A 22,565-nucleotide genomic window follows, 5' to 3' on the forward strand; every position below is an offset into this window, starting at 1 on the left:
TGGGTCAATTTTAAATTGCCGTTTTACAGGCAAAGTGGGTCAAAATTAGATTGCCGTTGACAATAATCGAGTGAATTGACTCAACTTGAGCCTTAATAAGTCCCGCCGTTTTTTTAGCTTCGGGTACGGTAATTAAGATTGAACATTGTGCATTCTGCAGTATTCCAACGTGCCTTTTTACATGGTCTTCAAGCTGATATAAGTTTGCTGGAGGATAGATTGGTACAGGAACGCCTCCCGCTAATAAAACACCAAAAAAACTAAAAAGGTAGTCCTTTCCTGTAGGCAACATTATTGCTACGGTTTGGCCTGCTTGTAGATTTTTATTTCTCAATCCTACCGAATACTGTTCTGCGCCTTTAAGGAGGTCGTTATAGGTGATCTGTTCAGGTTCGTCGCCTTCTCCATACAGAAAGATATGTGTTCTATCGGGGTGAGCGCCCGTATGCCACCTAAGCATTTCAGGTAACGTCGATGCCTGAGCCGGAGCGCCATTGACGACATCAAGAAGAGGCGCTTTGAAAGCAGTTGCCAATACTGAACCAGTGGAGTTTTTGCTCGTTTGGATTATAGACGCGAGAATATCGTCTGGTGTTTGAGAGCGAGTTAAAATTTGCTCGGGCAGTTTTATCGAAAATACGTTTTCTACTCGTGTTATTAGCTCTACTTTCGACAAGCTGTCAAACCCGAGATCTTTATCAAGAGAGCTATCTAAACGAACATTTAAAGCATGAGACTTACGCGGATGCAGTTCTTTAAGCATCTCTGAAATGAGCTCTATCAAACGCTCTGCACTTTCAGCCTGATTGATAGGCGCTTCTGGTGACTTGCCTTTTTTTTTGATGTGTGACTTAGCTTTTTTGCTCATGCCTGCTCGTCTCAATCATCTAAAAAGTAACACTTATTTAATAAATCTTATGTTTAATATAGTCTGAAACGACTCTATTTCCTCTTTGAGACCTCTGCACCATTAATAGTTGAGGCATCCCAGATTAAAAATCACCTTAGTTATTAGGTAGTTAACGATAATTTTGGCCCTGTAGCCAGACGGTGTCAACAGCCCGCAACAGTTTATCTAAGCCACCTAGAGGATAGTTTCGTAATTAATTACTTCTTAAGTAAGTACTATCCCGCTACGAGCCCTATATTACTCATCTGCTTATTAAAAACTCATTTTATCGGGCGCGGTGCACCTTCTTACCTCTTTGTCGCCACACATTTTGCCAAGGTCTTTGTATGAGGAGTCCATATAAGGGTGCCCTGCGCCCGAATCTATGCTCAGCAGAAAACTAGAAGGTATTAGCAAAGCCGCCATCGTATAAAGCCATTTATATAATTCAATATATTTCTTAAGTACGTGGCATTCGGGTCGTAACTGTTGTTATGGGTGTCTTGTTAAAATTGCTTCACCCCTCCATGTTAAACCCTAGAACCATTACAACCTTTGCTTGTCAGGTGTAACTAACCTGCCTCTACTTAACCTTCTGGTAAGTTAAGATCAATTGTTTTGACTTCTGCTGAAAGTCGTCTGATTGTAAGAGTTGATTCAGTGAAACGATTAATTTTTCGCTCTCCAGATGTGATTTTCTGATGCCGATATGAAAGGGGATGACGTTTAGTGATGGGAGTTCTATTTTTCTAATGCGAATCAGGTCTTGATAGCCGAGCTCTTTAGCTATTGAAATGGCTTCTTCTGGGTTTCGTATCAAATAGTCACCTGCATTACGCAAAAACAGTAAGTGAAACGCTATTTTAATGTTTTTAGCGTAAATTCTGCGAAAAACATTAGGTGGGAGGTTTACCTCTTCCCAAGATTTAAAGCCAGGGCTCGAATCGGAAATGAGCACGAGGTCTTTAAGCCCTTTTTCGGTCTTTATCGAGTCAAGCGTTGAAGCATGTGTGCTATTTTTAGAATAGATGATGTAACCATAGTCTATTAGATATATAGCCTGGTCAGTAAAACGCATGTGTTGAGTTAAAGGTTCAGAGGGGTAAGTAATGAGCCCATCCATCTGATTTTCCTTAACATTGGCCTTGGCTCGTCGCCATGGAAATGCTTTCATTGTTAAGTTGTAATCAGGAAGGCTATCAAACGCTAATAATACTAACTCCGGCAGTATTCCTTTCAGCTGGCCTTGTTGATCTAGATAAGAGGTAGGAGGATCAGAGTTAGAAAAGGCAAAATTAATTGGAACCGGGTCTTTGGCAAAAGCAACGTTAATTAGTGAACTCAATAAAATGAGAACCACGCAGATTTGGGTATTGGCAGATAACCCTTTCTTAGTTTTTCTGGGTGGATTCCATAAAATTCCTTTCCAACTATTGTTCGTAGAACTCATTCAGCAGCCATGATTAAAGTCGCGTGCTCAGCTATAAATCTGAGTTGTAGCAGCAGGCTGTAAATCGCAAAATCCACAACCCACTCGAAGAACGATCACAATGCATATTACCTTCCTAAGAAATCGTCAGCAACAAAAAAGCCTGTTTCTTATTAAGGAAGCGATAACTACCACTATCTAGCGTTTATATACGCCTTTTCTGATATCTAAAGATTAAAGGGGCCGTAACGGTTTATTTTTGATAAGCCCATTCAAACTGATCAATTTTCAATCACTAAATCCCCTTTTGGATAACTCTGTTAATCCACGATTTTCGCTCTGACTATATAGCCAGTATCTACGCCAAACCAGAACTCGTGCTTTGGTTCATGGTAGTAGATATGTCGAATGGAGCCACCACTGGGAACCTCAGTGGTGTAGATAAACCGCTCTTGATGGGTGTCGAAGCCAACCAACCGATTAGGCATTATTCCCGTCTCCGCGATCCATATTATTTGATTTCTATCGATAGCCGTCCCATATGGGCGGCTCTTTTCGCCACTAGGCATTGGCCATTCTTTAAACCTTTTGCTGGATGGAGTGTAACGGCCAAGATAGCCTTCTGCATAATCAACGTACCAGATATTATCTTTATGATCGATTTCCAGTCGGCGAGGTCTCGCATCATCTCGCGGCAATGTGACAACAGAAACTTCAAAGCTGGTTGGGTCAACGGTGGCCAGCAGATTGCTACCCAGTAAGACAATCCAGGGTTCATTCTTAGACGAGATTTTAATGCCGTATGGGCGAGCAAAAAAAGTAGTCGGCTCAGCATATTTTATAGCCCCCGTGGACGTATCAAGGAGACCAATGGCGTTGCCCCATTGGGCGGTGAACCAAATATTACCTTGATGGTTAAATATCAGGGTATGAGGGTCTTTTAGGTCGGAACTGGGCATATCGAATCGCTTGATTTTGCCCGTTTCAGGGATCAGTTTGCCGATATATGCATCTGCATTACCGGCAAACCAAACTTGATTCTCTTTATCAATAATCAAATTGTGTGGATGAGTATCATCACTAATTTCGAAACGTTTCATTTGCCCCGTTTCTGGCTGTAGATAAGCTAGATAGTTTCCCGCCTGACCACAAAACCAAGTCCGTCCTAACCCATCTACAAATGGGTCTCTCGGACGCCCTTGCCAACGGACTTCCCATTCATTGATTTCCAACTCAACTTGAGAGTCGGCGACAGCGATATCCATAAGCATCGCTATACAAAGCATTGAGAAAACATGAAGTACCTTTAGCATGATTTCACCCCTTAATTAAGCGGTGTTTAGCCCATATTTAAGGATATTAGGCCAGCAGATCAAAAAAACAATGCGTCCTGGCAACCTTTCAGAATGTCTCATCCAGAACGGTTAGTCGCGCTAATTCTCGGTGGTGTTTTTTTAGGTGCCGCTTGAAACGTGGCTTGAACCAGTTGCGTGGTGGTTGCCACTGACTATTGAATCGGGCGCAGGGCCCCCTCTTACGAAGACCTTGGCGAAATGTGTGGCAGCAAAGAAGTAAGAGCGCAAGACACGCCCCTACAAGAAGCCTTGCAAAATGCGTGACTGCAAAGAAGTACGAGGGTGCACCGCGCCCGATAAAATGAATGTTAATCAGCAGGTGGGTAATACAGGGATTGTAACGGTGTGACGTTTACTTAATGGTTAGTTCATTGAATTAATTAAAGATCGTTCTCGCGGTAGACTGTAAATCGCGAAGTTCACAACCCACTCGAAGAACGATCACAATGCATATTACCTTTCTAAGAAATCGTCAGCAACAAAAAGCCCGTTTCTCATTAAGATAGCAATCACTGCATTATCTAGCGTTAATATACGCCTTTTCTGATATCTCGTGATACTGAATCACACTATCCCGGAATGCCTTGTATGAATCATAGACTTTGGCAATCGCAGGGTCGCTATCGGCAATCTCTTTAACTGCGCTTTCTGAGATCACCTGCAGCTTCTCTAACACATCTTCCGGGTACTTTCTGAGTTCAACATTGTGCTTGCTGATAAGCTCTACCAGTGCCGAATTATTGCGTGCAGTGTACTCGTCTAGCATATCCTGATTAGCGACTCGCGCTGCGTTTTCAACAATCGCTTGCAGATCTGTCGGGAGTTTATCGAATGCTTTTTTGTTGATAGTAATTTCCAGCGCGGTGCCAGGCTCATGCCAGCCGGGGAAGTAGTAGTATTTAGCGGCTTTATGCAACCCAAACGCCAAGTCATTGTATGGGCCAACCCACTCTGTGGCATCAATGGTGCCTGTTTGTAGCGCGGTAAATATTTCACCTCCAGGCAAATTAACCGGCGTGCCTCCTGCTCTTTGCAGCACTTCGCCCCCTAAGCCGGGAATGCGCATTTTGAGGCCCTTAAGGTCGTCCAGTGAGTTGATCTCTTTGTTGAACCAGCCGCCCATTTGCACTCCGGTATTACCACCAGCAAAAGGAATAACACCAAACGGTTCATATGCTTCACGCCATAGCTCTAAGCCGCCGCCATAATGAATCCAACTATTAAACTCCTGAGCATTCAAGCCAAAGGGAACCGTTGAAAAGAATTGTGCGGCGGGGATTTTACCTTTCCAATAATAGGCTGCACTGTGTCCTGCTTCAGCAGTGCCATGTGAAACGGCATCAAAGACTTCTAACGGGGGAACCAGCTCTCCACCACCGTACACTTTGATCGTTAAGCGCCCGTTACTCATTCGGTTCACTTCTTCTGCAAACCGCTCTGGTGCTTCGCCCAGACCGGGGAAGTTTTTAGGCCACGAGGTAACCAGCTTCCACTTGAATTTTTCTTGCGCGGTCGATGTCGCGTCCTGTTTATTGCTATTCGCATCATCTGAAGGTGTGCACGCTGCGAGCATTGCCCCCACAACTGTTGCCCCTACCGCTGAAATAAAATGTCGCCTTTTCATATATTCTCCTGCTTTGTTTATTATTGTTCCTATTAGAGAGCTTTGCACGACGTCATGAGCGAAACAAAGACAAGGCAAAAAATGACGAAAAAGCGCAGTTTATTGAAATAAATGAGCATTTTGAGCCATTTTTTAACGCTGTATTTGTAAGCGCAGTAGTTGTGCAAAACTCTCTATTAATAGTTACGCGCTAAACCGCTTCCAACTTAGCATAGGATAGAACCAGCCATTTACTGCCTTCACTGAGAAAATTAACCTGAATTCGCGCGTGCGGGCCTTGCCCTTCGTAGTTGAGCACTGTGCCCTCACCAAAAATCGGATGGCTGACCAACTGCCCTAGCTGAAATGCTGCTTCGCCAGCCGCTTCGGATGCCCAGTTTTCTTCACTTCGCTGAAAGCTCACAGGCCGGGAGACGGTGTTTCTTAACCGTACTTCTTGTATCAATGATGCCGGGATTTCACGGATAAACGGCGAGATGGCATGATACTTTTCCTGACCATATAGCCGTCTGGTTTCTGCGTGAGTCATTACCAGCTTTTCCATTGCACGGGTTATCCCCACATAACACAGTCGCCTTTCCTCTTCGATCCGGCCTGGTTCTTCAGCCGCCCGGCTATGAGGGAACAGCCCTTCTTCCATGCCCACCATAAAGACTAGCGGATACTCAAGCCCTTTAGCGGAGTGTAGCGTCATCATCTGCACGCTGTCTTCATGTTCCTCAGCTTGATTCTCGCCAGCATCCAGCGCCGCCTGGGCAATAAATGCAGCTAACGGCTCTATCTCATCATCTTCGGCTTCAAAATCTCTAGTGGCGTTGATCAACTCATTCAAGTTCTCAACCCGCGCCTGGCCTTTTTCCCCTTTCTCGCTGCCATGGAATTCTTTTAGCTGACTCTCGTTAATCACTTTTTCTACCAGCGTATGAAGCGGCAGCTCATTGGCTCCATCTGCCAGGCTTTCAATCACATCAATAAACGCTTGTACGGCGTTGGCTGCGCGCCCTTTCAGACTGCCTAGAGAGATCATTTCGTTACACGCCTGCCAAAGCGTAACGGACTCCATTCGGGCGTGTTCACGAATATCCGAAATCGTTTTGTTGCCGATTCCACGTGGTGGCACATTAATCACCCGCTCGACCGCTGCGTCATCGTGACGATAGTGAACGAGGCGAATATAAGCCAGTGCGTTCCTGATCTCCATTCGATCATAAAATCGCAAACCGCCGTATACGCGATACGGAATTTGCTGTCTGATAAAGGCATCTTCTATCACTCTTGACTGGGCATTTGAGCGATAGAGTATTGCAACATCACGTCTCAGATTGCCTTTCTTAACCCAATCCTGAATGCAGTCAGCCACATAGTTGGCTTCGTCTTGCTCGTTGAAGGCGGAGTACAAATCAATCGGCTCACCTTCATTTTCTTCTGTCCATAGCTGCTTGCCTAATCGGCTGCCATTGTTAGCGATAAGTCCGTTCGCCGCATCCAGAATAGTGCTGGTCGAGCGATAGTTGCGCTCCAGTTTGACCTGCATCGAATCAACAAAATCATTTTGAAAATGTTGAATATTCTCTATCTTTGCGCCCCGCCAACCATAGATAGACTGATCATCATCACCCACCACGGTCAACGGAATACTTTTACCCGCCAACACCCGTAACCAGGCATATTGAATGGTGTTGGTATCTTGAAACTCATCGACCAGAATATGTCTGAATCGTTGTTGATAGTGCGCCAGCAACTGGGGATTATTCAGCCAGACCTCATGAGAACGAAGCAGTAGCTCTCCAAAGTCAACCATCCCTGAGCGCTGACACTGCTCTTCGTAACCCTTATAAACCAGCGCCATCGTGCGCATATACATGTCACTCGAAGCTTCTATATATTCAGCTCGAATACCTTCATCTTTCTGCGAATTGATAAATGACTGCGCCTGTTTGGGCGGCCACTTTGTCTCATCCAGCTGTAAATCTCTCATCACGCGTTTGATGATTCGTAACTGGTCATCAGAGTCAATGATTTGAAAATTCTCTGGCAAGTTGGCATCACGCCAGTGAGCCCTGAGCAAACGATGGGCAATACCATGGAACGTGCCAAACCAAAGCCCTCGTGGCGGCAGATCCAGCAGTTTTTCTATCCGGCCACGCATCTCGCGCGCAGCCTTGTTAGTAAACGTCACTGCCATAATGCTGGTTGGCGTCAGGTGTTCAATTTCCATCAGCCAGGCAATGCGATGTACCAGTACTCGTGTCTTTCCGCTCCCGGCTCCCGCTAAAACCAGCAGGTTGCGAGCTGGTGCTGCCACAGCTTGCCGCTGTTCTTCGTTAAGGGAGTCTAGAATATGGGAAACATCCATTCAGTTAACCTGTCAAAAAATAAAATCTAAAATATTGTTTATTATCATAACAACATACCAATAAGTTATGAGCACCTAATCACAGTTTACTAACACATATCAAGCGGTACAGATGTCAATAAAGTTAGAATGCAATGCATCGCTACTGAGCAGTAATATCCAACAGTGTGCATCTAATTTATAGCATTATCCCAAACACTGCCGTTAACATCGATAGCATTCAGTTAAACAGGGAATTATAACAAGATGACAGGGCCATTAGAGCGCCATCCGTCGCCAGAACTGCGTTTAATGACAGAATTTTCTGCACCTGAGCGCTCAACCATTTTGCTACACCAGCTAAAAGCGACCTACCACCAAAGCTTGCCGCTGTTTATTGCCTCAATCGGGTGCGCCCTGCTTGTCACACTATTGCTCTGGGAAGAGCATGTTACCCAAGACCTGTTGCTCACCTGGCTCATATCAACCTCCTTCGCATCACTTCTGCAAATCGCTCTCATCGGTCAATTCAAAAAAAGATGTCAGCAAGCTTTCTCACTTGAGCTGTGGCAAGGCCTGTTTCTGGGCGGGGCATTGTTGAGTGGCGCACACTGGGGGTTTGCCGCATTAACGATGCTGTCTGATACGGTGGGCGTCACCCAACTTGTTGCACTGGTGGCAGTGGCAGGTCTGTTGGTTTTTGCGACCACTATTTTCACCATGAGCATAAAAGCCTTTTTATGCTTCGCGCTGCCGCCGTTTTTTTGTTTGGTCATTCATACCACTCTGTCATTTGAAAATTATGGCTATCCTTTTTTCTTCGTCAATATCATATTTGCGGGCTTCGTTATATATAGCGCATACCGTCACTACAAAAACAGAGAACGGACGCTGATAAAAGAACTGGAAAACGAGTCACTCATTCAGTACCTCGACAACGGCCGCAGAGTAGCAGAAGAGCTAAACGAGCAACTTAGCAACGAAGTGTTTAGTCGAGAGGCCGCTGAGAAAGAGCTTCTTTCAGCTCAGAAAACACTTGAAACCCGCGTCGACCAAAGAACTCGAGATCTCACGGCAACAAACGAACGCCTCAATCAGCAGGTCGCCTTGCGCAAGAGTATCAGTGATGCACTTGTAAAGAGCCAAACCCGTCTATCTCAGGCAATAGAAGCCTCACAGCTTGGTTTGTGGGATTGGGACTTAACATCAGGAACCGTTTATCAGTCTGCATTTCATGACGCATTTAAACAGCGGGAGCTCACCTCGGCTGATTTTATTGCCAACCTGAAGCAAGCCATTCATCCGCAGGACTACCCTATCGCCAAACAGGCACTGAGCCAGTACTTAAAACTACAGAACAATACCTATCAGGTGCAGTACCGAATCAAACAAGCGGACGACTGGCTATGGATAGAGGATAGTGGCAAAGCTGTAAAACATGACTCATCAGGCAACCCTACAAGAATGCTGGGCACACGGCGTAATATCAATGCCGAGAAAAAACGCGACGAACAGGTCAGGCTTGCCAAGTCAGTTTTTGACCACACCTCAGAAGGTGTCTTCGTTCTCGACAGCCATTTCTGCTTTGTCTCCGTGAACCCCGCGTTCTGCAATATAACCGGCTACTCCAAAGAGGATCTGGAGGGGCACTATTTTATCGAGCTAAGTAATACCCCACAAAAATACAAGGTCTTCAGCCAGGCGAAAGATGAAATCGACCATAGTGGGCAGTGGCAAGCCGAGTTGTTTGAAAAACGGAAAGACGGTAACTACTTCCCCGCTTGGATTCAGATAAACAGCATCACAAATAATCAGAACGAGGTTGAGTATTACGCGGGCTTAATATCAGACCTTTCAGACCGAAAAGAGGCCGATGAGAAACTAAATTACCTGCTGAACTATGATGACCTGACAGGCCTGGCCAACCGTTCACTGTTTAGAGATCGGCTTCATAACGCCGTGATTAAGGTGCGTAACAGTGCTGGGAAGTATTGTTTGGTGATGGTAGATATCGACCGGTTTAAACAGATCAATGACAACCTTGGCCATGAAGCCGGTGACTATTTACTAAAAGATGTGGCCCAACGTATCAGTGGCGCTATAAGCAACGCGGATACTGTTGCACGCTTATCCAGCGACGAATTTGCCATTTTGATTGAGTACAACACTGACAATGATATTGCCCCTCAAGCCGAAAAGGTTCTCACATCGTTATCCGCCCCCTACTTTGTGGCGGAAAATGAACTTCTAATTTCATGCAGTATCGGCATATCAAAACTCCCGGAAAACGCCAAAGAGCTCCAAACACTGCTTCAGCAAGCAGCCATGGCCACGCAACAGGCGAAGTACCTCGGAGGCAACAACATTCAGTTTTATAGCTCTGCACTGCAAAACAAATCCCAATATCATATGGAGGTTGAACGGGAGCTACGAAAAGCGATGCAGAACGATGAGCTGGAGGTTTTCTATCAACCTAAGGTCAATGTTCACACTAAACATATAGATTCGGCTGAGGCGCTAGTACGCTGGCGACATCCTTCAAGAGGGCTTATTCCACCATCCGAGTTTATTCATATCGCCGAAGAAAGCGGTTTAATTGCAGAAATAGGCCGGTTTGTTCTGCTTAAGTCTTGCCAGCAGGCCAAACAGTGGTCAGATAAAGGCATGGCCGATATTAAGGTTTCAGTTAACGTATCGGCTCATCAGCTACGCCAAGAAAACCTGGTAGAGGCTGTGTCAGAAGTACTTAAGAAAACCCGGTTACCTGAGAGTCAACTTGAGCTGGAATTGACCGAAAGCGCCCTAATGGAAGACCTCAACGCCGCCACCTCGTTATTAAAGCAACTCTGTGCACTTGGCGTAAGCATCGCGCTTGATGATTTTGGAACCGGCTACTCATCCCTCAGTCACCTGAAACGTTTTCCGGTTAACGCGTTAAAAATCGACCGTAGTTTTATCAGGGATATTGTGTCAAAGCCTGAAGATGAAGCCATCATCAATGCTATTATCGTCTTGGGTCATAACCTGTCGCTCAAGGTGATCGCTGAGGGGGTAGAAAGCAAAGAGCAGCTTGATATTCTGGAACGCTTGGGCTGTGACGAGATTCAAGGCTACTTTATCGCAAAACCGCTTTCACCCGCGGACATGACAGACATGCTGGAACAGCGAAAGGCGCTTATCTCTTCAGCAACATAACCCCTCAGCAACTTAGCGTTTTTTGTGATCTACCTCTCAACAATATTCAGAATTGTTAACTCGGTCACTTTAATTTCACATCAGTTCTATAACGTAGTACATGATCCACAAACACAGGAAGCTGATCATTTCCGAAGGAGAAATGTGCACATGAATAACAACAATAATGCCGTTGTCGAATCGACTAAATCACAACTGGTTGAGCTGTTTATGGACTTCAACAAGCTTGAACCAAAAGTTAAAGAGAAAGAAAAATCCACTCCACAGCAAAAGCTGGCCGCAAGACGCGCAATTGAGCAACACTTTGAGAAAAAGCGCCTCGAGCAAGACCTTGAAGATTACTGGTTCGATGATTAGAAAGCGCTGCAAGTAAAGCCCATAACAGGGTCTGCTGACAAAGCCCATATAGCAATCGAGGCTTCGTTCGTCGCTTCTCAATTACTCTGCTATAGTTTTAGGAGTCAATAATCGGTGTGCTCATCATCTGATGATCTGTATTGACTCTTAACAACTGATCTGCACGAGAACATGATGTCGCAACACAAAGATTCCTTAACCAGCCTCAATAAAAAAACCTCCATTGCCAGCAAGCTAAAAGCACTACACCATACAACCAAGCAACATCACCCGTTTATTTCAAGAGTAGCCGTGGCACTTTACGACCACGACACAGACCTGCTTAAAACGTTCATTTCCAGCAGTGATAACCAGACCCCTCTGGCAAATTATCAAGCAAAACTATCAGACACAGAATCTCTCCAAGAGGTAATCAAAAACGCCGACCCGCGAGTAATCAATGACCTTAGCACCCTGAAACACTCAGACAAGGCGCACACCAAAGCGCTCCTCGATGCAGGTTATTTATCCAGCTATACGTTACCGATGATCTTTAATGATCACTTTTTTGGATTCGTATTTTTTAATGCTGGCGAAAAAGATGTCTTTACCGAACATGTAATGGTTGAGCTGGATATGATCGGCCACATGATCGGCCTGCTGATTTACAATGAACGCTCAAGTATTCGCACGCTGGTCGCCACGGTCAAGTCAGCCTTGGACATGACCCACTCCCGCGACCCTGAAACCGCCTATCATCTAGAGAGAATGTCCCGTTACACTCGTTTGATAGCAAAGGCTTTAGCAGATAGGTATGGATTTGATGATCAATATATCGAGCATATCTACCTGTTTGCACCACTACATGATTTAGGAAAAATTAAAGTACCTGACCGCATCTTGCTAAAACCCGACAAGCTTACACGTGAAGAGTTCTCAATCATGAAAAGCCATCCGCAAGACGGCAGAGACCTGATCGACTCATTACTGGAGAATTACGGGCTGAACGGGATCGGGCATGTTGATATGCTTCGGAATATTGCCAACTATCATCATGAATTTATCGACGGAAGCGGATATCCAGAAGGCCTGGCAGGGGAGGATATTCCAATTGAAGCGAGAATCGTCACGGTAGCGGATGTATTCGATGCTTTGACCAGCGAGCGCCCATACAAGAAAGCATGGAACAACGAAGCAGCCTATCAAAAATTAAGGGAGTTATCAGGGATACAGTTCGACCCCCAATGTGTTGAAGCACTGCTCGCTCATACCGACGAGATAGAGGAAATTCAGCGAACCTTTGTAGAAAATGATTATGGGTAACAACAGTTAAAAGGGGCGATGCATTTAGCCCGCCTTCAAGCCCGTGATGTGCACTTAACAAGGAGGGCTATTTACAAGTTGAACCAATACTGCAGGAACTGAGCGGCTTAGATAAACTACTCAGCGCTTACCCAGCTGACTGAATGCCTCTAATATGCTGTATAGCTTGATCAAGCAGGCTTGTTACGGCTGGTGCTTCAGGCTCTTTCAGGTTCTCAGCAATAATCTGATTCCAATTCATTACCGCTTCCGTCCTGTTTGGAAATGTCGCAGAGCGAGCCCCGCAGTTAAAACAACAGACATTCCAACTGCGAGCTCCAATAGAACCCGATTCACATACAGGCTCACAACCACAGGTGCAATCTGACAAAACAACCATTTCTATATTCTCCCGGAACTCAAAGTCTTGGCTCAACTACTCGGGCTGAATTAATTCAACGTATTATTTTTAGCGTTACATAAGCAGCAAACACGCAACCAACTCAATGATTGCGCAGTGTGGTTTTTAAAGGCTCCACCATTCTACGGCCGAGATTCTAGAGTCAACAACCTAATCTGACCTTAACCTTGGTCAATTTAATTGGATAACGGCTCTATCATGACCGGCACATGCTTGTGATAGGGTGTTTTCGCAATAGGGTCACAGTGGTTTGCAGACGTTAACTCGTTTACAGAAGGCCCATTTTGCACCAGCGCGCCCTCTTCATTCGAATATAACATTCCATAGCCATGGGGCAGTGTCACCATTCCGGGTTGAACACTGTCATCCGCCATCAACAACACATCAACCTGCCCGACTTGTGAACGGCAAACCGCTTTCTCACCATCTTTGAGGCCAAGTTGCGCGATGTCGTCCGGGTGGATTCTCATCGCGCCCTCTTTATCTGTCTTGCGCCAGTCAGGCGTTCTGAAGATCTGGTTAGCATTGTATGAGCGGCGCTCGCCTGCCATAAGAGTAAAGGGAAACGCTTGTTTCCGGTCACTTTCGTCTACAGCGGTCACTTCATCTGCTAAACGCGCTAACTCATCCGACATCTCTTCAATGTACAGCTCAACTTTTTTGTCGGCGGTTTTCATCAGTGCCCAAGTGTCAGCGTAGTCAAAGGTTGCAAGCCCTACAGGCCGGTCAGATGACAAAACCCGTTCAAACAGCGCATTCCCCTGAGCGTATCCCTTGCCTTTTGTACCTGCTTTGGCAACCTGCTTGCTAAATTTGGCTGCGTAAAACTGACAAACACCCCACAGTGTTGCTGCGGACGCCATCTCTTTTGGCAGCGCCTTACCCAATGTAGCGTAAAGAATAACAGGCAAATAGGGCATCCAACTCGGGTTAGCCTTAACCGCTGCGGCAAGCGCTAATGGGAAAAGCCGGCCCGACGGAAATGTTCGGTCAAGCTTTGCAATTTTCTCAAGCTTCGGAAAACGATCAGGGATCGCCCCCATCGCCACCACCAGTCGTCGGTAGATCTCAGGCTCAGGCAGCGTATCACCTTGAGGTTGAACGACTGGTTTACGTAAATGAAAGTATGATGTTGGGAAACCAAAGGTAAAAAAGGTGCACTCTGTTTTTTCAAACTGCGATGAGGCAGGCAACACATAATCAGCCAGTCTGGCCGTTTCAGTAAGCGCAACATCAATCACTACCGACAGTTCAAGGTTTTCAAAGGCTTGTCTATAGGCAGAGCTATCGGCACCAGAGAGCACAGGGTTAGCACTATCAACCACCAGTGCGCGAATACGCTCAGGGTGATCCGTATTAATCTCCAGTGGCAGTATATTAGGTGGAAATAACTTACTAATACCCTTCATGCCAGTAACACGAGTAACCGGGCCGCCCTCTTCAGGCTCTTTTGAATGCCCGATGATCGGGGCAAACTGTGCAATCAGATGATTTCCACCTGACTTGTTAAAGTTACCAGTCACTAAAAATAGCAGCTTTTCAAGGTATGAGTTAAGTGTACTGTGAAGGCTTTGCTGAATACCCAGGTCAGCTCTGACCGTTGCCGTTTTTGCAGTGGCAAAACCAATCGAAACCTTGCGTATAGTCTCTAAGTCAACGCCTGACTCCTCTGCATACTGGGCGATAGGCACCTCGAGAAAGCGTTTTTTGACGGCATCAAACCCATTAGTGTGCGTCTCGATAAACGAATGATCCTCAAGCCCTTCCTGTAATATGATTGCGATCATCGCCGAGAGCAGAAAAGCATCTTTACCCGGCTTAACAGCCAGGTGAATATCAGCCATTTTGGCAGACTCGGTTCGCCGAGGGTCGATCACTACCATGGTGCGATTAGGGTCTTTTTTATATGCTTTCAATAAGTCTCGCGTTTTAGGAATGCCATGAGCATCCCACGGATTAGCACCTAAAACGATGGCATAGTCTGCATGCTCCATACCTTCAACAGCAAAGCAATTTTGCCGCCCGAAAAGCTTACCATTGACCCAAAAATCTCCCGTCTTTTCCTGTGCTAACGCGGTATAGATATAGGGCGTTCCCATGGCCGCGTTAAGCGCAGAACTGTAGGTGCCGCCAAGGTGGTTTCCCTGCCCTCCACCGCCGTAATAAGCAAAAGAGTGTCCACCGTGGGCTTCGCGAATTCTAACCATTTTTGCAGCAATTTCATTAATGGCTATATCCCACTCAACCTCTTCAAGCTCTCCTTTGGCGTTTTTACGTAGCGGTTTTGTAAGCCTCTCACCATGGTTTTGATAGTGATCCAAACGCGCGGCTTTCTGGCAAATATAACCTTCCGAGGACGCAGCCCCCTTGTCACCCCGGATCTTTTTAAGGTGTTGACCTTCAACCTGAACTTCAATCGCGCAACCAATACTGCATAACATGCAGGCAGTCGATTTCCAGTCTTGGTTGTTAATTTCAGCCTTCCTTACTGCACTCATTTGACGATCCTCATGCTATTATCAGTAAGTTCTATTTTGGAACTAACAATAATAGTAAGTTCCAAAATAGAACTTGTAAAGTTATAATTAACCCCAATCAGGCAAGCAATATAAGCATGACTGCGTACTCAAAACTTAATCACTTAACCCAACAGGTAAAAAAACCTTAGATGAAATGGGATGATATTCAAGAGATGCCCTGCTCTGTAGCGAGAGCATTATCAATCGTCGGGGATCGCTGGACACTGCTAATCCTTCGTGATGCTTTTATGGGTATCAAGCGGTTCGATAAGTTTCAGAAGCAGCTAGGACTAAGCAGACACCGTCTTACCGATCGGCTAAACAAGTTAGTAGAGCATGAGATTCTGCGAAAGAGCCCATATCAGGATAAGCCCGTGCGGTTCGAGTACCGCTTAACACGAAAAGGGGTAGAGCTATACCCGGTGTTAATGACATTGGCAAAATGGGGCGATAACTGGATGGCAGGAGAGGATGGCCCGCCCATTGAGTATTTTCACACCAAGTGCCAACACAATACATCTGCTGAACTTTGCTGCACCGAGTGCGGTGAAGCCATTAACCCCAAAGAGATAATACCCAAGGTAGGCCCAGGGCTAAGGGCCTACTCTGAAAGGGCGCAATCAAAGTCATAAACCGACTAATTGAGCCGGGCGCGGGGGGGCGCATCCAAAGATCTAGAGAACTTGTAGGAGGGTGCCCGCGCCCGATAAATAAGCCCGATTTACGTTTACTCATCGGCTAATTGCTCAAGCACGGTACTTCCACAACCACCCTCACTCAGCAATTGATCCAGCACCGGTAATGCCATTTCCATATCAGCTTTAAGCGTATAGGGAGGGTTCACAACAATCATGCCACTTCCCGTCATTCCTCGCTCGACGTCGGGCAATACACAGTGCTCTATACGCAGCATGTTGCGAATGCCCAAATTCGCCATTTGACCTACAAACTGCTCTGTAGCATTTCGCGTCAATACCGGGTACCAAATAGCAAATATGCCAGAAGAAAACCGCTTATGTGCTTGCTGCAATGAAGCCGCAACGGTTTTATAGTCCTGCTTGACTTCATAGGAGGGGTCAATCAGCACTAACCCTCTCTTTTCGGCTGGGGGCAAAAGTGCCTTTAGGCCCTGCCAAGCGTCCTGCTGATACACCTTTACTTTTTTGGCTTTACCGACCACTTCCTGAAGGTGCGAGTAATCTGCTGGGTGGAGTTCAGTGAGCTGCATTCTATCAATAGAACGCCTTGCCTTAAGGGTTATTTGAGGGGAGCCTGGGTAAGTATTCAATCTGCCCGTTGGATTGAGCGAAGCGATCAAATCGGTATATTGATCAACCATTTTCACACCGGTACGCCGACCAAAGAGTTTACCAACACCACTTTGATATTCGCCGTTTTTTTGCATTTCGGCAGAAGCAACCGTATAGCCACCTGCCCCGCTGTGAGTATCATGATAGCAAAAGGGTTTCTCCTTTTTTTTAAGGTATTCAATAATGGCTAGCTGGGTGCAGTGTTTAAGTACATCTGCAAAATTCCCTGCATGATAACTGTGCCGATAACTAAGCATACCAATCCAACCCTTCTAAACTAATCAGTTCGTGCGACAATGCCTGCTGCATAAACGAAAATCAACCTAAAATCGCCTTACTAAAAGTATCTTGTACTGTAAGCCCTCATATAGACTGCGAACACAGCCCCTAAATCACAATACCATCTGCACCGCATTCATTTGTTAAAAAACTGGCGTCTCAACCATTATTAATCTACATTATTTTATGTAACATCAAACAATGTATTATGCATACAGCCTTTTAATTTTAGAGAGGTGCGCTCGATGAATGCTTTTATCACCCCCTTAACTCGAAATCTGAAATTCAATCTTCCCAAAAGTAAAGTCGCCAATTGGCACGACGAAGGTACACATGTATCTCAGTTCTTCAATACAATGTCGTTGTTTTTTCCTGAAGGTGAACGTTTTTTCATCCAGAGCGTACGGTATTACCGAGGCCGAATAACAGACAAGGCACTTCAAAAGGCGGTAACTGCTTTTATCGGGCAGGAAGCGATGCATGGCAGGGAACACGCAGAGTACAACGAGGCGATGGTAGAGGCTGGCTTTCCGGTTGACGAAATGGAGCAACAAGTCATTCAACGGCTTAACTTTTTCAAGCAACATACATCGCATTCAGCACAGCTTGCCATCACGATTGCCTTAGAACACCTAACGGCCATTATGGCGGACTCACTGCTAAAAAACCCGGAAATGCTTGAGAACTCAGACCCTCACTTTGTCGCACTATGGCAGTGGCATGCATTAGAGGAAACTGAGCACAAGGCTGTTGCGTTTGATGTTTATCGATCAGTAATGAGGAGTACGGTCAAAAGCTACGCCCTTCGCACCACTACCTTGGCATGGGTCACGCTACTCTTTTTCATCCACTGCTATCGATTTCAATTCCAGATAATGAAGCAGAGTAATGAACACCGAAACATCAGCGGCTGGATGTCTCTATTGAAAAACCAGTGGATAAAACCAGGCGTACTAAGGAAAGCCGTGCCCGCCTGGCTGGACTACTTCAGGCCCGGCTTTCACCCCTGGGATCATGACAATGCCCACCTACTTGGCATGATTGACGAACTAACCGAGCGGGTCAGTTCTTTCAAACAAACAATAAATGATGAACCTGAGTTAGCTGAGAGAGAACTCAACGGCTTTGGCGGCATGAATTTGGGTAGTGTCGTATAAGGGGGTTGACGTATCGTCGGCGCTGACCAGTAAGCCTATTTCGGTGCAACCCAAAATAACCGCTTCTGCCCCTGAACGGCATAGTTCATCAATAATGCGCAAGTACTCAGCTTTTGATGAGGCTTCAACACGGCCCAGGCAAAGCTCCTGGTAGATGACATCGTGGACTATTTTTCTATCTTCCTGATTGGGTATTAGCACCTCAAGACCGTAACCCTCTGCCAGTCGGCCTTTGTAGAAGTCCTGCTCCATGGTAAACGCAGTCCCTAACAGGCCAACCCGCTTTACACCATTTTTAAGCAGCGCCTCAGCGGTTGCGTCTGCAATATGCAAAAGGGGAATCGATACGACACGCTCGACCTGCTCAGCCACTTTATGCATGGTGTTGGTGCAAATCAAGATACATTCAGCGCCTGCAAGCTCCACCTTACGCGCGGCATCGGCCAGCACTTCTCCACTGGCATGCCAGTCACCCTGCTGCTGTAGCTTCTCAATCGGGTCAAAGTCTACGCTATAAAGCGCAATTTTTGCCGAATGCAGGCCGCCTAAAGCGGTTTTAACCCCCTGATTAATCGCACGATAATAACCTACCGTGCTCTCCCAACTCATCCCACCAATGAGTCCAATTGTTTTCACTTCGACCACTCCTTAGTAAATTACGTTTTATACAGAGCATCCTGTCCGTGACGCAGCTCCAAACCTTGTCGATCAAGCTTTTTAAGGCCTTTCACGATCAACGTGTAGGAGTGATCAATCATCCGCTCTATTTCACCATGAGGAATCGAACCATCTAAAATGACCGTATTCCAATGCTTCTTATTCATATGGTAACCAGGAATAACTGCATCAAAAATATCCCGTAACGCCACCGCTTCATCAGGGTCACACTTAAGGTTTAGCTGCCCAACCCCCTCCTTCATACCAAGGATGGCGAAGACCTTGTTGCACACTTTGAACACTGGGATATCATCGCCAAAAGGTTCACTTTCGTCTGCTTCGGGTTTGCTTAAGAGGTATTGCTTCGCGGTGTTATAGTCCATTATCAAAACCTGCTTTCACTCAATATGCGATCATGCTCAGGGTCAGTTTTTAAGGGGTACCCGCAGGCCCCCTTTAAGAAGATAGCGAAGTGTTTAGAACTCTTCAACAGGAATGGACGACTCTACCTGCTCTAGCAAGTGCACCGCGACGCCGACAAAATCGGTATCAGTAATAATCCCTTTTAACTCGCCATCAGTAACAACAGGCAAACAGCCATGTTTATACTTTCTAAGGCGTTGCGCCGCAGACCTAAGACTATCGCGTTCATCAATTGTTTTAACCTGGCGCGTCATAATCTCTTCAATTTTGTGCTGTTTTTCCAGCTCAATACGCGCGTCATTGCTGGTCGCATACAAGGTTGACTCCGATGCGCTGAGTAAGTCGCGCTGAGTGACTAACCCGACAAGTTTATTGCTGGCATCCACAATGGGCAAGTGGCGAATATCTTTTTCACTCATGATACAGCGTGCATCATATACGCTGCTATCAGGCGTTAATGTAACTACATTACTGGTCATAATTTCATCGACACTAATCATGCTGCACTCCCTGGCTTTTCAGATTTATTGTTAGTTCTCAGTTCAGAGAGGCCTTTACACAACGTTATGAGCGAAGCAAAGACAAGGCAAAAAATGACGAAGAAGCGCAGTATATACGTAATATAGTCCCGGTCGACCCAGGAGAGCGCACCATTTTGAGTCATTTTTTAACGCTGTATTTGTGAGCGCAGTAGTTGTGAAAAACCCTCTCTTAGATAAACAGACATACCCCCCCCATAGCATTGATACCCGTCAAACTTAAGATGACCAATTAACATTCATCCATTGAATTACGGGCAAGCCCTACAACTAAAGTCTAATAGGCTTTTAATTCAGCTATGCTTAGCTAGACACTGTCACTTTTCTGTAACTTATCGTTGTTAGCTTGAGGTGGAAATTACGAACACAACGTCGAATTTCCCGCTGTAGTCCAGACGAAACAACTAACAGTACCAGCGAATATAACAATAAATCTGTCATCAGCCTCGACGTTTAAAACGTCTAACCAAGATAGGTATTACAATGAAAGGTCTACTCAATCTCAAATCGCTCGGGTTAATCACCGCAACTGCCGCGTTTATGTCCGCCCCTATTCAGGCAGAAACGCTCAGGTTACTTACATGGGGTGGCTACGCACCCAAAGAAGTTATTAAAGACTTTAAGAAGGAGACCGGCATTTCGGTCAAAGTAACCAAGTCAAATAATGAAGACATGATATCGAAACTCCGGGCAACAGGCGGTGCGGGTTTCGATTTAGCTCAACCCAGTCAGGACCGTATCAGCAGCGCTCAAGCAGACTTTAATATTTATAAACCTATCGACTTAAACAACATCAACGCAGCCCAGATTATTCCTTCCATGTTTGAGGCAACACAAAAAAGTACCACCCATAACGGGGAGGTATATGGTGTTCCTCACGTATGGGGAACCAGCGGTTTGGTGGTAAACCGCAAAGCGGCTGGCCAAGTGGCTGACTATACCGACTTATGTGATACCAGCCTGAGTGGCTCGGTTTCATACCGTTTAAAACGCCCCACGCTGATTGGTTTTGCGTTTGCGATGGGGGAAGACCCATTTGCCGCCTATAACAATAAGTCTCAATACCAGGCCATTTTGAATAAGGTCGAGAAAAAGCTCATTGACTGCAAAAGTAACGTTAAAGCCTACTGGAGTGGTGGTGACGCGCTATTGAACCTGATGCGTTCAGGGGAAGTTAACGCCGCGATGGCCTGGGATGCAGGCGGCTGGAAGCTAAACAAGGAAAACAAGGATATTACCTTTATCGCGCCGAAATCCGGTGCTTTAGGGTGGATCGATACCTTTGCGCTGCCACGCAAAACCAAAGCAGAAGACGCGGCATATAAATGGATAAACTACGTTATGAGACCTGACGTCGCGGCAAAAATCACTGAAGCAGCCGGTAACTTTACTGCAGCAAAAGGTAGCGATGATTACGTTAATGAAACCCTGAAAGCACAGTTTAAAGAGAGCTTTTCGCAAGAGGCGATTGATAATATTAAGTGGTACCCACCAGTGCCTGCGGGGCTAGAAGAGCTGGAAGGTAAAGCGCTTGACCGGATAAAAGCAGCCAGTTAAAGGGCTTTCGTCACTACTTAACTAATAAACCACAACTGGAAACATACTCAATGTCGACTGATGATCACTCAAAGCAACCTTTATTCGACTTGGAGTGTCGTAATATTAGCAAGACTTTCGACGAGTTTGTTGCGGTAGATAATGTCTCATTCTGCATACCAAAAGGCTCTTTTTTCTCAATATTAGGGCCTTCTGGTTGCGGTAAAACGACGTTATTAAGAATGCTGGCAGGCTTTCAGCAACCGGACTCCGGCGACATTCTGATTAAAGGCGCGTCGGTGCTCCATACACCGCCCAACAAGCGCCCGGTAAATATGGTTTTTCAACACCTGGCCCTATTCCCAACCATGTCCGTCGCAGACAACATTGCCTATGGTTTAAAGCGCAGAGGGATTAGCAAAAAGGAACAACAACCTCTTATCGACGATGTGTTAGAACGGGTCGACCTGCCTGACTCGGGCAATAAGCGCATTGATCAGTTATCAGGCGGCCAAAAGCAGCGTATCGCCATCGCCCGCTGCCTGGTATTAAAGCCCGATGTTTTACTACTTGATGAACCGCTAGGCGCTTTGGATTTAAAGCTTCGCGAGCAGATGAAAATAGAGCTCAAGCGTTTACAGCAGGTATTTGGTACCACCTTTATCTACATTACACATGACCAGTCAGAAGCACTGGTCATGAGCGATCAGGTGGCAGTGATGAATAATGGCCGTTTTGAGCAAATAGGCACACCTCAAGAGCTCTACTACGAGCCAAAAACGCCGTTTGTCGCCAGTTTTGTCGGTGACAGCAATTGCTGGCGCGGAAAAGTCACCCGTCAAGAAGGTTCAACCATTTCACTTATCACCGAACAAGGTCTTGCACTCAACGGGCTATCGCGCTCCCCCCACTCATTTCGTCAACATGACGATGTTGCGGTTTACCTCCGCCCCGAAGCGATATCAATAACAAGCTCGGAGGCCATAAACACAACGAGCACCAGAACCGCTGATGAACAGGACAGCCAGATCAATCAGTGCCAGGGCCGCATTACCGACATACTCTTTGACGGTGCTCGTAGCCAGATTCTGGTCAACACAACCGGCAGTGAATCCTTGAATGTCTCTCTACCCCAGACAGGTCATCATTTACAGTTGTGCAAAGGCGATAGCGTGACACTTCGATGGAGTCAACATCAGTGCCTGTGCTTCCCCAGCCAACGTTCGAGTGTCGCTAGAAATAATCAGCCCTCACACTAA

17 protein-coding genes are annotated in these 22,565 nt (G+C 46.1%); 7 read left to right on the top strand and 10 right to left on the bottom strand.

Going from position 1 to position 22,565, the window contains the following annotated elements:
- Window positions 1-10 precede the first annotated feature (10 nt).
- From MY523_RS14435 to uvrD, 5 genes are all read right to left on the bottom strand, one after another.
- Window positions 11-868 (bottom strand): AMP-binding protein, encoded by an 858-nt coding sequence (locus tag MY523_RS14435; protein WP_250655394.1) that lies wholly within the window; start codon window positions 866-868, stop codon window positions 11-13.
- 604 nt (window positions 869-1,472) lie between these two features.
- A complete protein-coding gene (locus MY523_RS14440) occupies window positions 1,473-2,339 on the bottom strand; it encodes a transporter substrate-binding domain-containing protein (RefSeq protein WP_250655395.1) in 867 nt (288 codons plus the stop codon).
- 299 nt (window positions 2,340-2,638) lie between these two features.
- On the bottom strand, window positions 2,639-3,631 hold the full coding sequence (locus MY523_RS14445) for a Vgb family protein (protein ID WP_250655396.1): 993 nt from the start codon (window positions 3,629-3,631) through the stop codon (window positions 2,639-2,641).
- Between the two features lie 559 nt (window positions 3,632-4,190).
- On the bottom strand, window positions 4,191-5,297 hold the full coding sequence (locus MY523_RS14450; protein ID WP_250655397.1) for a TRAP transporter substrate-binding protein: 1,107 nt from the start codon (window positions 5,295-5,297) through the stop codon (window positions 4,191-4,193).
- 190 nt (window positions 5,298-5,487) lie between these two features.
- Window positions 5,488-7,653 carry a DNA helicase II gene (gene uvrD / locus MY523_RS14455; RefSeq protein WP_250655398.1) on the bottom strand — a complete coding sequence of 722 codons (2,166 nt, stop codon included), beginning with the start codon at window positions 7,651-7,653 and terminating at the stop codon, window positions 5,488-5,490.
- 246 nt (window positions 7,654-7,899) lie between these two features.
- On the opposite strand from uvrD, the gene MY523_RS14460 reads away from it, so the two are divergent.
- The 3 genes from MY523_RS14460 (at window position 7,900) to MY523_RS14470 (ending at window position 12,486) form a co-directional block, all read left to right on the top strand.
- The gene (locus MY523_RS14460; protein ID WP_250655399.1) at window positions 7,900-10,827 is read left to right on the top strand and encodes an EAL domain-containing protein; all 2,928 of its coding nucleotides are present in this window, start codon (window positions 7,900-7,902) and stop codon (window positions 10,825-10,827) included.
- 150 nt (window positions 10,828-10,977) lie between these two features.
- Window positions 10,978-11,184 carry a PA3496 family putative envelope integrity protein gene (locus MY523_RS14465; protein WP_250655400.1) on the top strand — a complete coding sequence of 69 codons (207 nt, stop codon included), beginning with the start codon at window positions 10,978-10,980 and terminating at the stop codon, window positions 11,182-11,184.
- Window positions 11,185-11,355: 171 nt separating this feature from the next.
- Window positions 11,356-12,486 carry an HD-GYP domain-containing protein gene (locus tag MY523_RS14470; RefSeq protein ID WP_250655401.1) on the top strand — a complete coding sequence of 377 codons (1,131 nt, stop codon included), beginning with the start codon at window positions 11,356-11,358 and terminating at the stop codon, window positions 12,484-12,486.
- 576 nt (window positions 12,487-13,062) lie between these two features.
- On the opposite strand, the gene MY523_RS14475 is transcribed toward MY523_RS14470, so the two are convergent.
- Window positions 13,063-15,384, bottom strand: a complete 2,322-nt coding sequence (locus MY523_RS14475) for a molybdopterin-dependent oxidoreductase (RefSeq protein ID WP_250655402.1) — start codon at window positions 15,382-15,384, stop codon at window positions 13,063-13,065.
- Window positions 15,385-15,554: 170 nt separating this feature from the next.
- On the opposite strand from MY523_RS14475, the gene MY523_RS14480 reads away from it, so the two are divergent.
- A complete protein-coding gene (locus MY523_RS14480) occupies window positions 15,555-16,037 on the top strand; it encodes a winged helix-turn-helix transcriptional regulator (protein ID WP_250655403.1) in 483 nt (160 codons plus the stop codon).
- Between the two features lie 95 nt (window positions 16,038-16,132).
- On the opposite strand, the gene MY523_RS14485 is transcribed toward MY523_RS14480, so the two are convergent.
- Window positions 16,133-16,972: a 23S rRNA (adenine(2030)-N(6))-methyltransferase RlmJ gene (locus MY523_RS14485; protein ID WP_250655404.1), complete on the bottom strand. Its 840-nt coding sequence runs from the start codon at window positions 16,970-16,972 to the stop codon at window positions 16,133-16,135.
- A 267-nt stretch (window positions 16,973-17,239) separates the two neighbouring features.
- On the opposite strand from MY523_RS14485, the gene MY523_RS14490 reads away from it, so the two are divergent.
- The gene (locus MY523_RS14490) at window positions 17,240-18,151 is read left to right on the top strand and encodes a metal-dependent hydrolase (RefSeq protein ID WP_250655405.1); all 912 of its coding nucleotides are present in this window, start codon (window positions 17,240-17,242) and stop codon (window positions 18,149-18,151) included.
- Here MY523_RS14490 and MY523_RS14495 read toward each other — a convergent pair.
- The 3 genes from MY523_RS14495 to MY523_RS14505 all read right to left on the bottom strand — a co-directional run bounded on the left by MY523_RS14495 (window position 18,095) and on the right by MY523_RS14505 (window position 19,731).
- The gene (locus tag MY523_RS14495) at window positions 18,095-18,787 is read right to left on the bottom strand and encodes an aspartate/glutamate racemase family protein (RefSeq protein ID WP_250655406.1); all 693 of its coding nucleotides are present in this window, start codon (window positions 18,785-18,787) and stop codon (window positions 18,095-18,097) included. The two genes, MY523_RS14490 and MY523_RS14495, sit on opposite strands and share 57 nt — an antisense overlap.
- A 20-nt stretch (window positions 18,788-18,807) precedes the next feature.
- Entirely contained in the window at window positions 18,808-19,191 is a 384-nt protein-coding gene (locus MY523_RS14500) for an MmcQ/YjbR family DNA-binding protein (RefSeq protein WP_250655407.1), read from the bottom strand.
- Between the two features lie 93 nt (window positions 19,192-19,284).
- Entirely contained in the window at window positions 19,285-19,731 is a 447-nt protein-coding gene (locus tag MY523_RS14505) for a CBS domain-containing protein (RefSeq protein WP_250655408.1), read from the bottom strand.
- A 522-nt stretch (window positions 19,732-20,253) separates the two neighbouring features.
- On the opposite strand from MY523_RS14505, the gene MY523_RS14510 reads away from it, so the two are divergent.
- Together MY523_RS14510 and MY523_RS14515 are read left to right on the top strand one after the other, a co-directional pair.
- Window positions 20,254-21,327, top strand: a complete 1,074-nt coding sequence (locus MY523_RS14510; RefSeq protein WP_250655409.1) for an extracellular solute-binding protein — start codon at window positions 20,254-20,256, stop codon at window positions 21,325-21,327.
- 50 nt (window positions 21,328-21,377) lie between these two features.
- Entirely contained in the window at window positions 21,378-22,565 is a 1,188-nt protein-coding gene (locus MY523_RS14515; protein ID WP_250655410.1) for an ABC transporter ATP-binding protein, read from the top strand.

Source organism: Alkalimarinus coralli (assembly GCF_023650515.1).
In the GTDB taxonomy this organism is placed as follows: domain Bacteria; phylum Pseudomonadota; class Gammaproteobacteria; order Pseudomonadales; family Oleiphilaceae; genus Alkalimarinus; species Alkalimarinus coralli.

What these genes read in the sequence shown, in the direction of transcription:
- MY523_RS14460 (WP_250655399.1), top strand. Translation starts at nt 7,900, where the DNA reads ATGACAGGGCCATTAGAGCGCCATCCGTCGCCAGAACTGCGTTTAATG.
- MY523_RS14490 (WP_250655405.1), top strand. Translation starts at nt 17,240, where the DNA reads ATGAATGCTTTTATCACCCCCTTAACTCGAAATCTGAAATTCAATCTT.
- MY523_RS14440 (WP_250655395.1), bottom strand. Translation starts at nt 2,339, where the DNA reads ATGAGTTCTACGAACAATAGTTGGAAAGGAATTTTATGGAATCCACCC.
- MY523_RS14505 (WP_250655408.1), bottom strand. Translation starts at nt 19,731, where the DNA reads ATGATTAGTGTCGATGAAATTATGACCAGTAATGTAGTTACATTAACG.
- uvrD (WP_250655398.1), bottom strand. Translation starts at nt 7,653, where the DNA reads ATGGATGTTTCCCATATTCTAGACTCCCTTAACGAAGAACAGCGGCAA.
- MY523_RS14475 (WP_250655402.1), bottom strand. Translation starts at nt 15,384, where the DNA reads ATGAGTGCAGTAAGGAAGGCTGAAATTAACAACCAAGACTGGAAATCG.
- MY523_RS14515 (WP_250655410.1), top strand. Translation starts at nt 21,378, where the DNA reads ATGTCGACTGATGATCACTCAAAGCAACCTTTATTCGACTTGGAGTGT.
- MY523_RS14470 (WP_250655401.1), top strand. Translation starts at nt 11,356, where the DNA reads ATGATGTCGCAACACAAAGATTCCTTAACCAGCCTCAATAAAAAAACC.
- MY523_RS14435 (WP_250655394.1), bottom strand. Translation starts at nt 868, where the DNA reads ATGAGCAAAAAAGCTAAGTCACACATCAAAAAAAAAGGCAAGTCACCA.
- MY523_RS14445 (WP_250655396.1), bottom strand. Translation starts at nt 3,631, where the DNA reads ATGCTAAAGGTACTTCATGTTTTCTCAATGCTTTGTATAGCGATGCTT.
- MY523_RS14480 (WP_250655403.1), top strand. Translation starts at nt 15,555, where the DNA reads ATGAAATGGGATGATATTCAAGAGATGCCCTGCTCTGTAGCGAGAGCA.
- MY523_RS14465 (WP_250655400.1), top strand. Translation starts at nt 10,978, where the DNA reads ATGAATAACAACAATAATGCCGTTGTCGAATCGACTAAATCACAACTG.
- MY523_RS14450 (WP_250655397.1), bottom strand. Translation starts at nt 5,297, where the DNA reads ATGAAAAGGCGACATTTTATTTCAGCGGTAGGGGCAACAGTTGTGGGG.
- MY523_RS14510 (WP_250655409.1), top strand. Translation starts at nt 20,254, where the DNA reads ATGAAAGGTCTACTCAATCTCAAATCGCTCGGGTTAATCACCGCAACT.
- MY523_RS14500 (WP_250655407.1), bottom strand. Translation starts at nt 19,191, where the DNA reads ATGGACTATAACACCGCGAAGCAATACCTCTTAAGCAAACCCGAAGCA.
- MY523_RS14485 (WP_250655404.1), bottom strand. Translation starts at nt 16,972, where the DNA reads ATGCTTAGTTATCGGCACAGTTATCATGCAGGGAATTTTGCAGATGTA.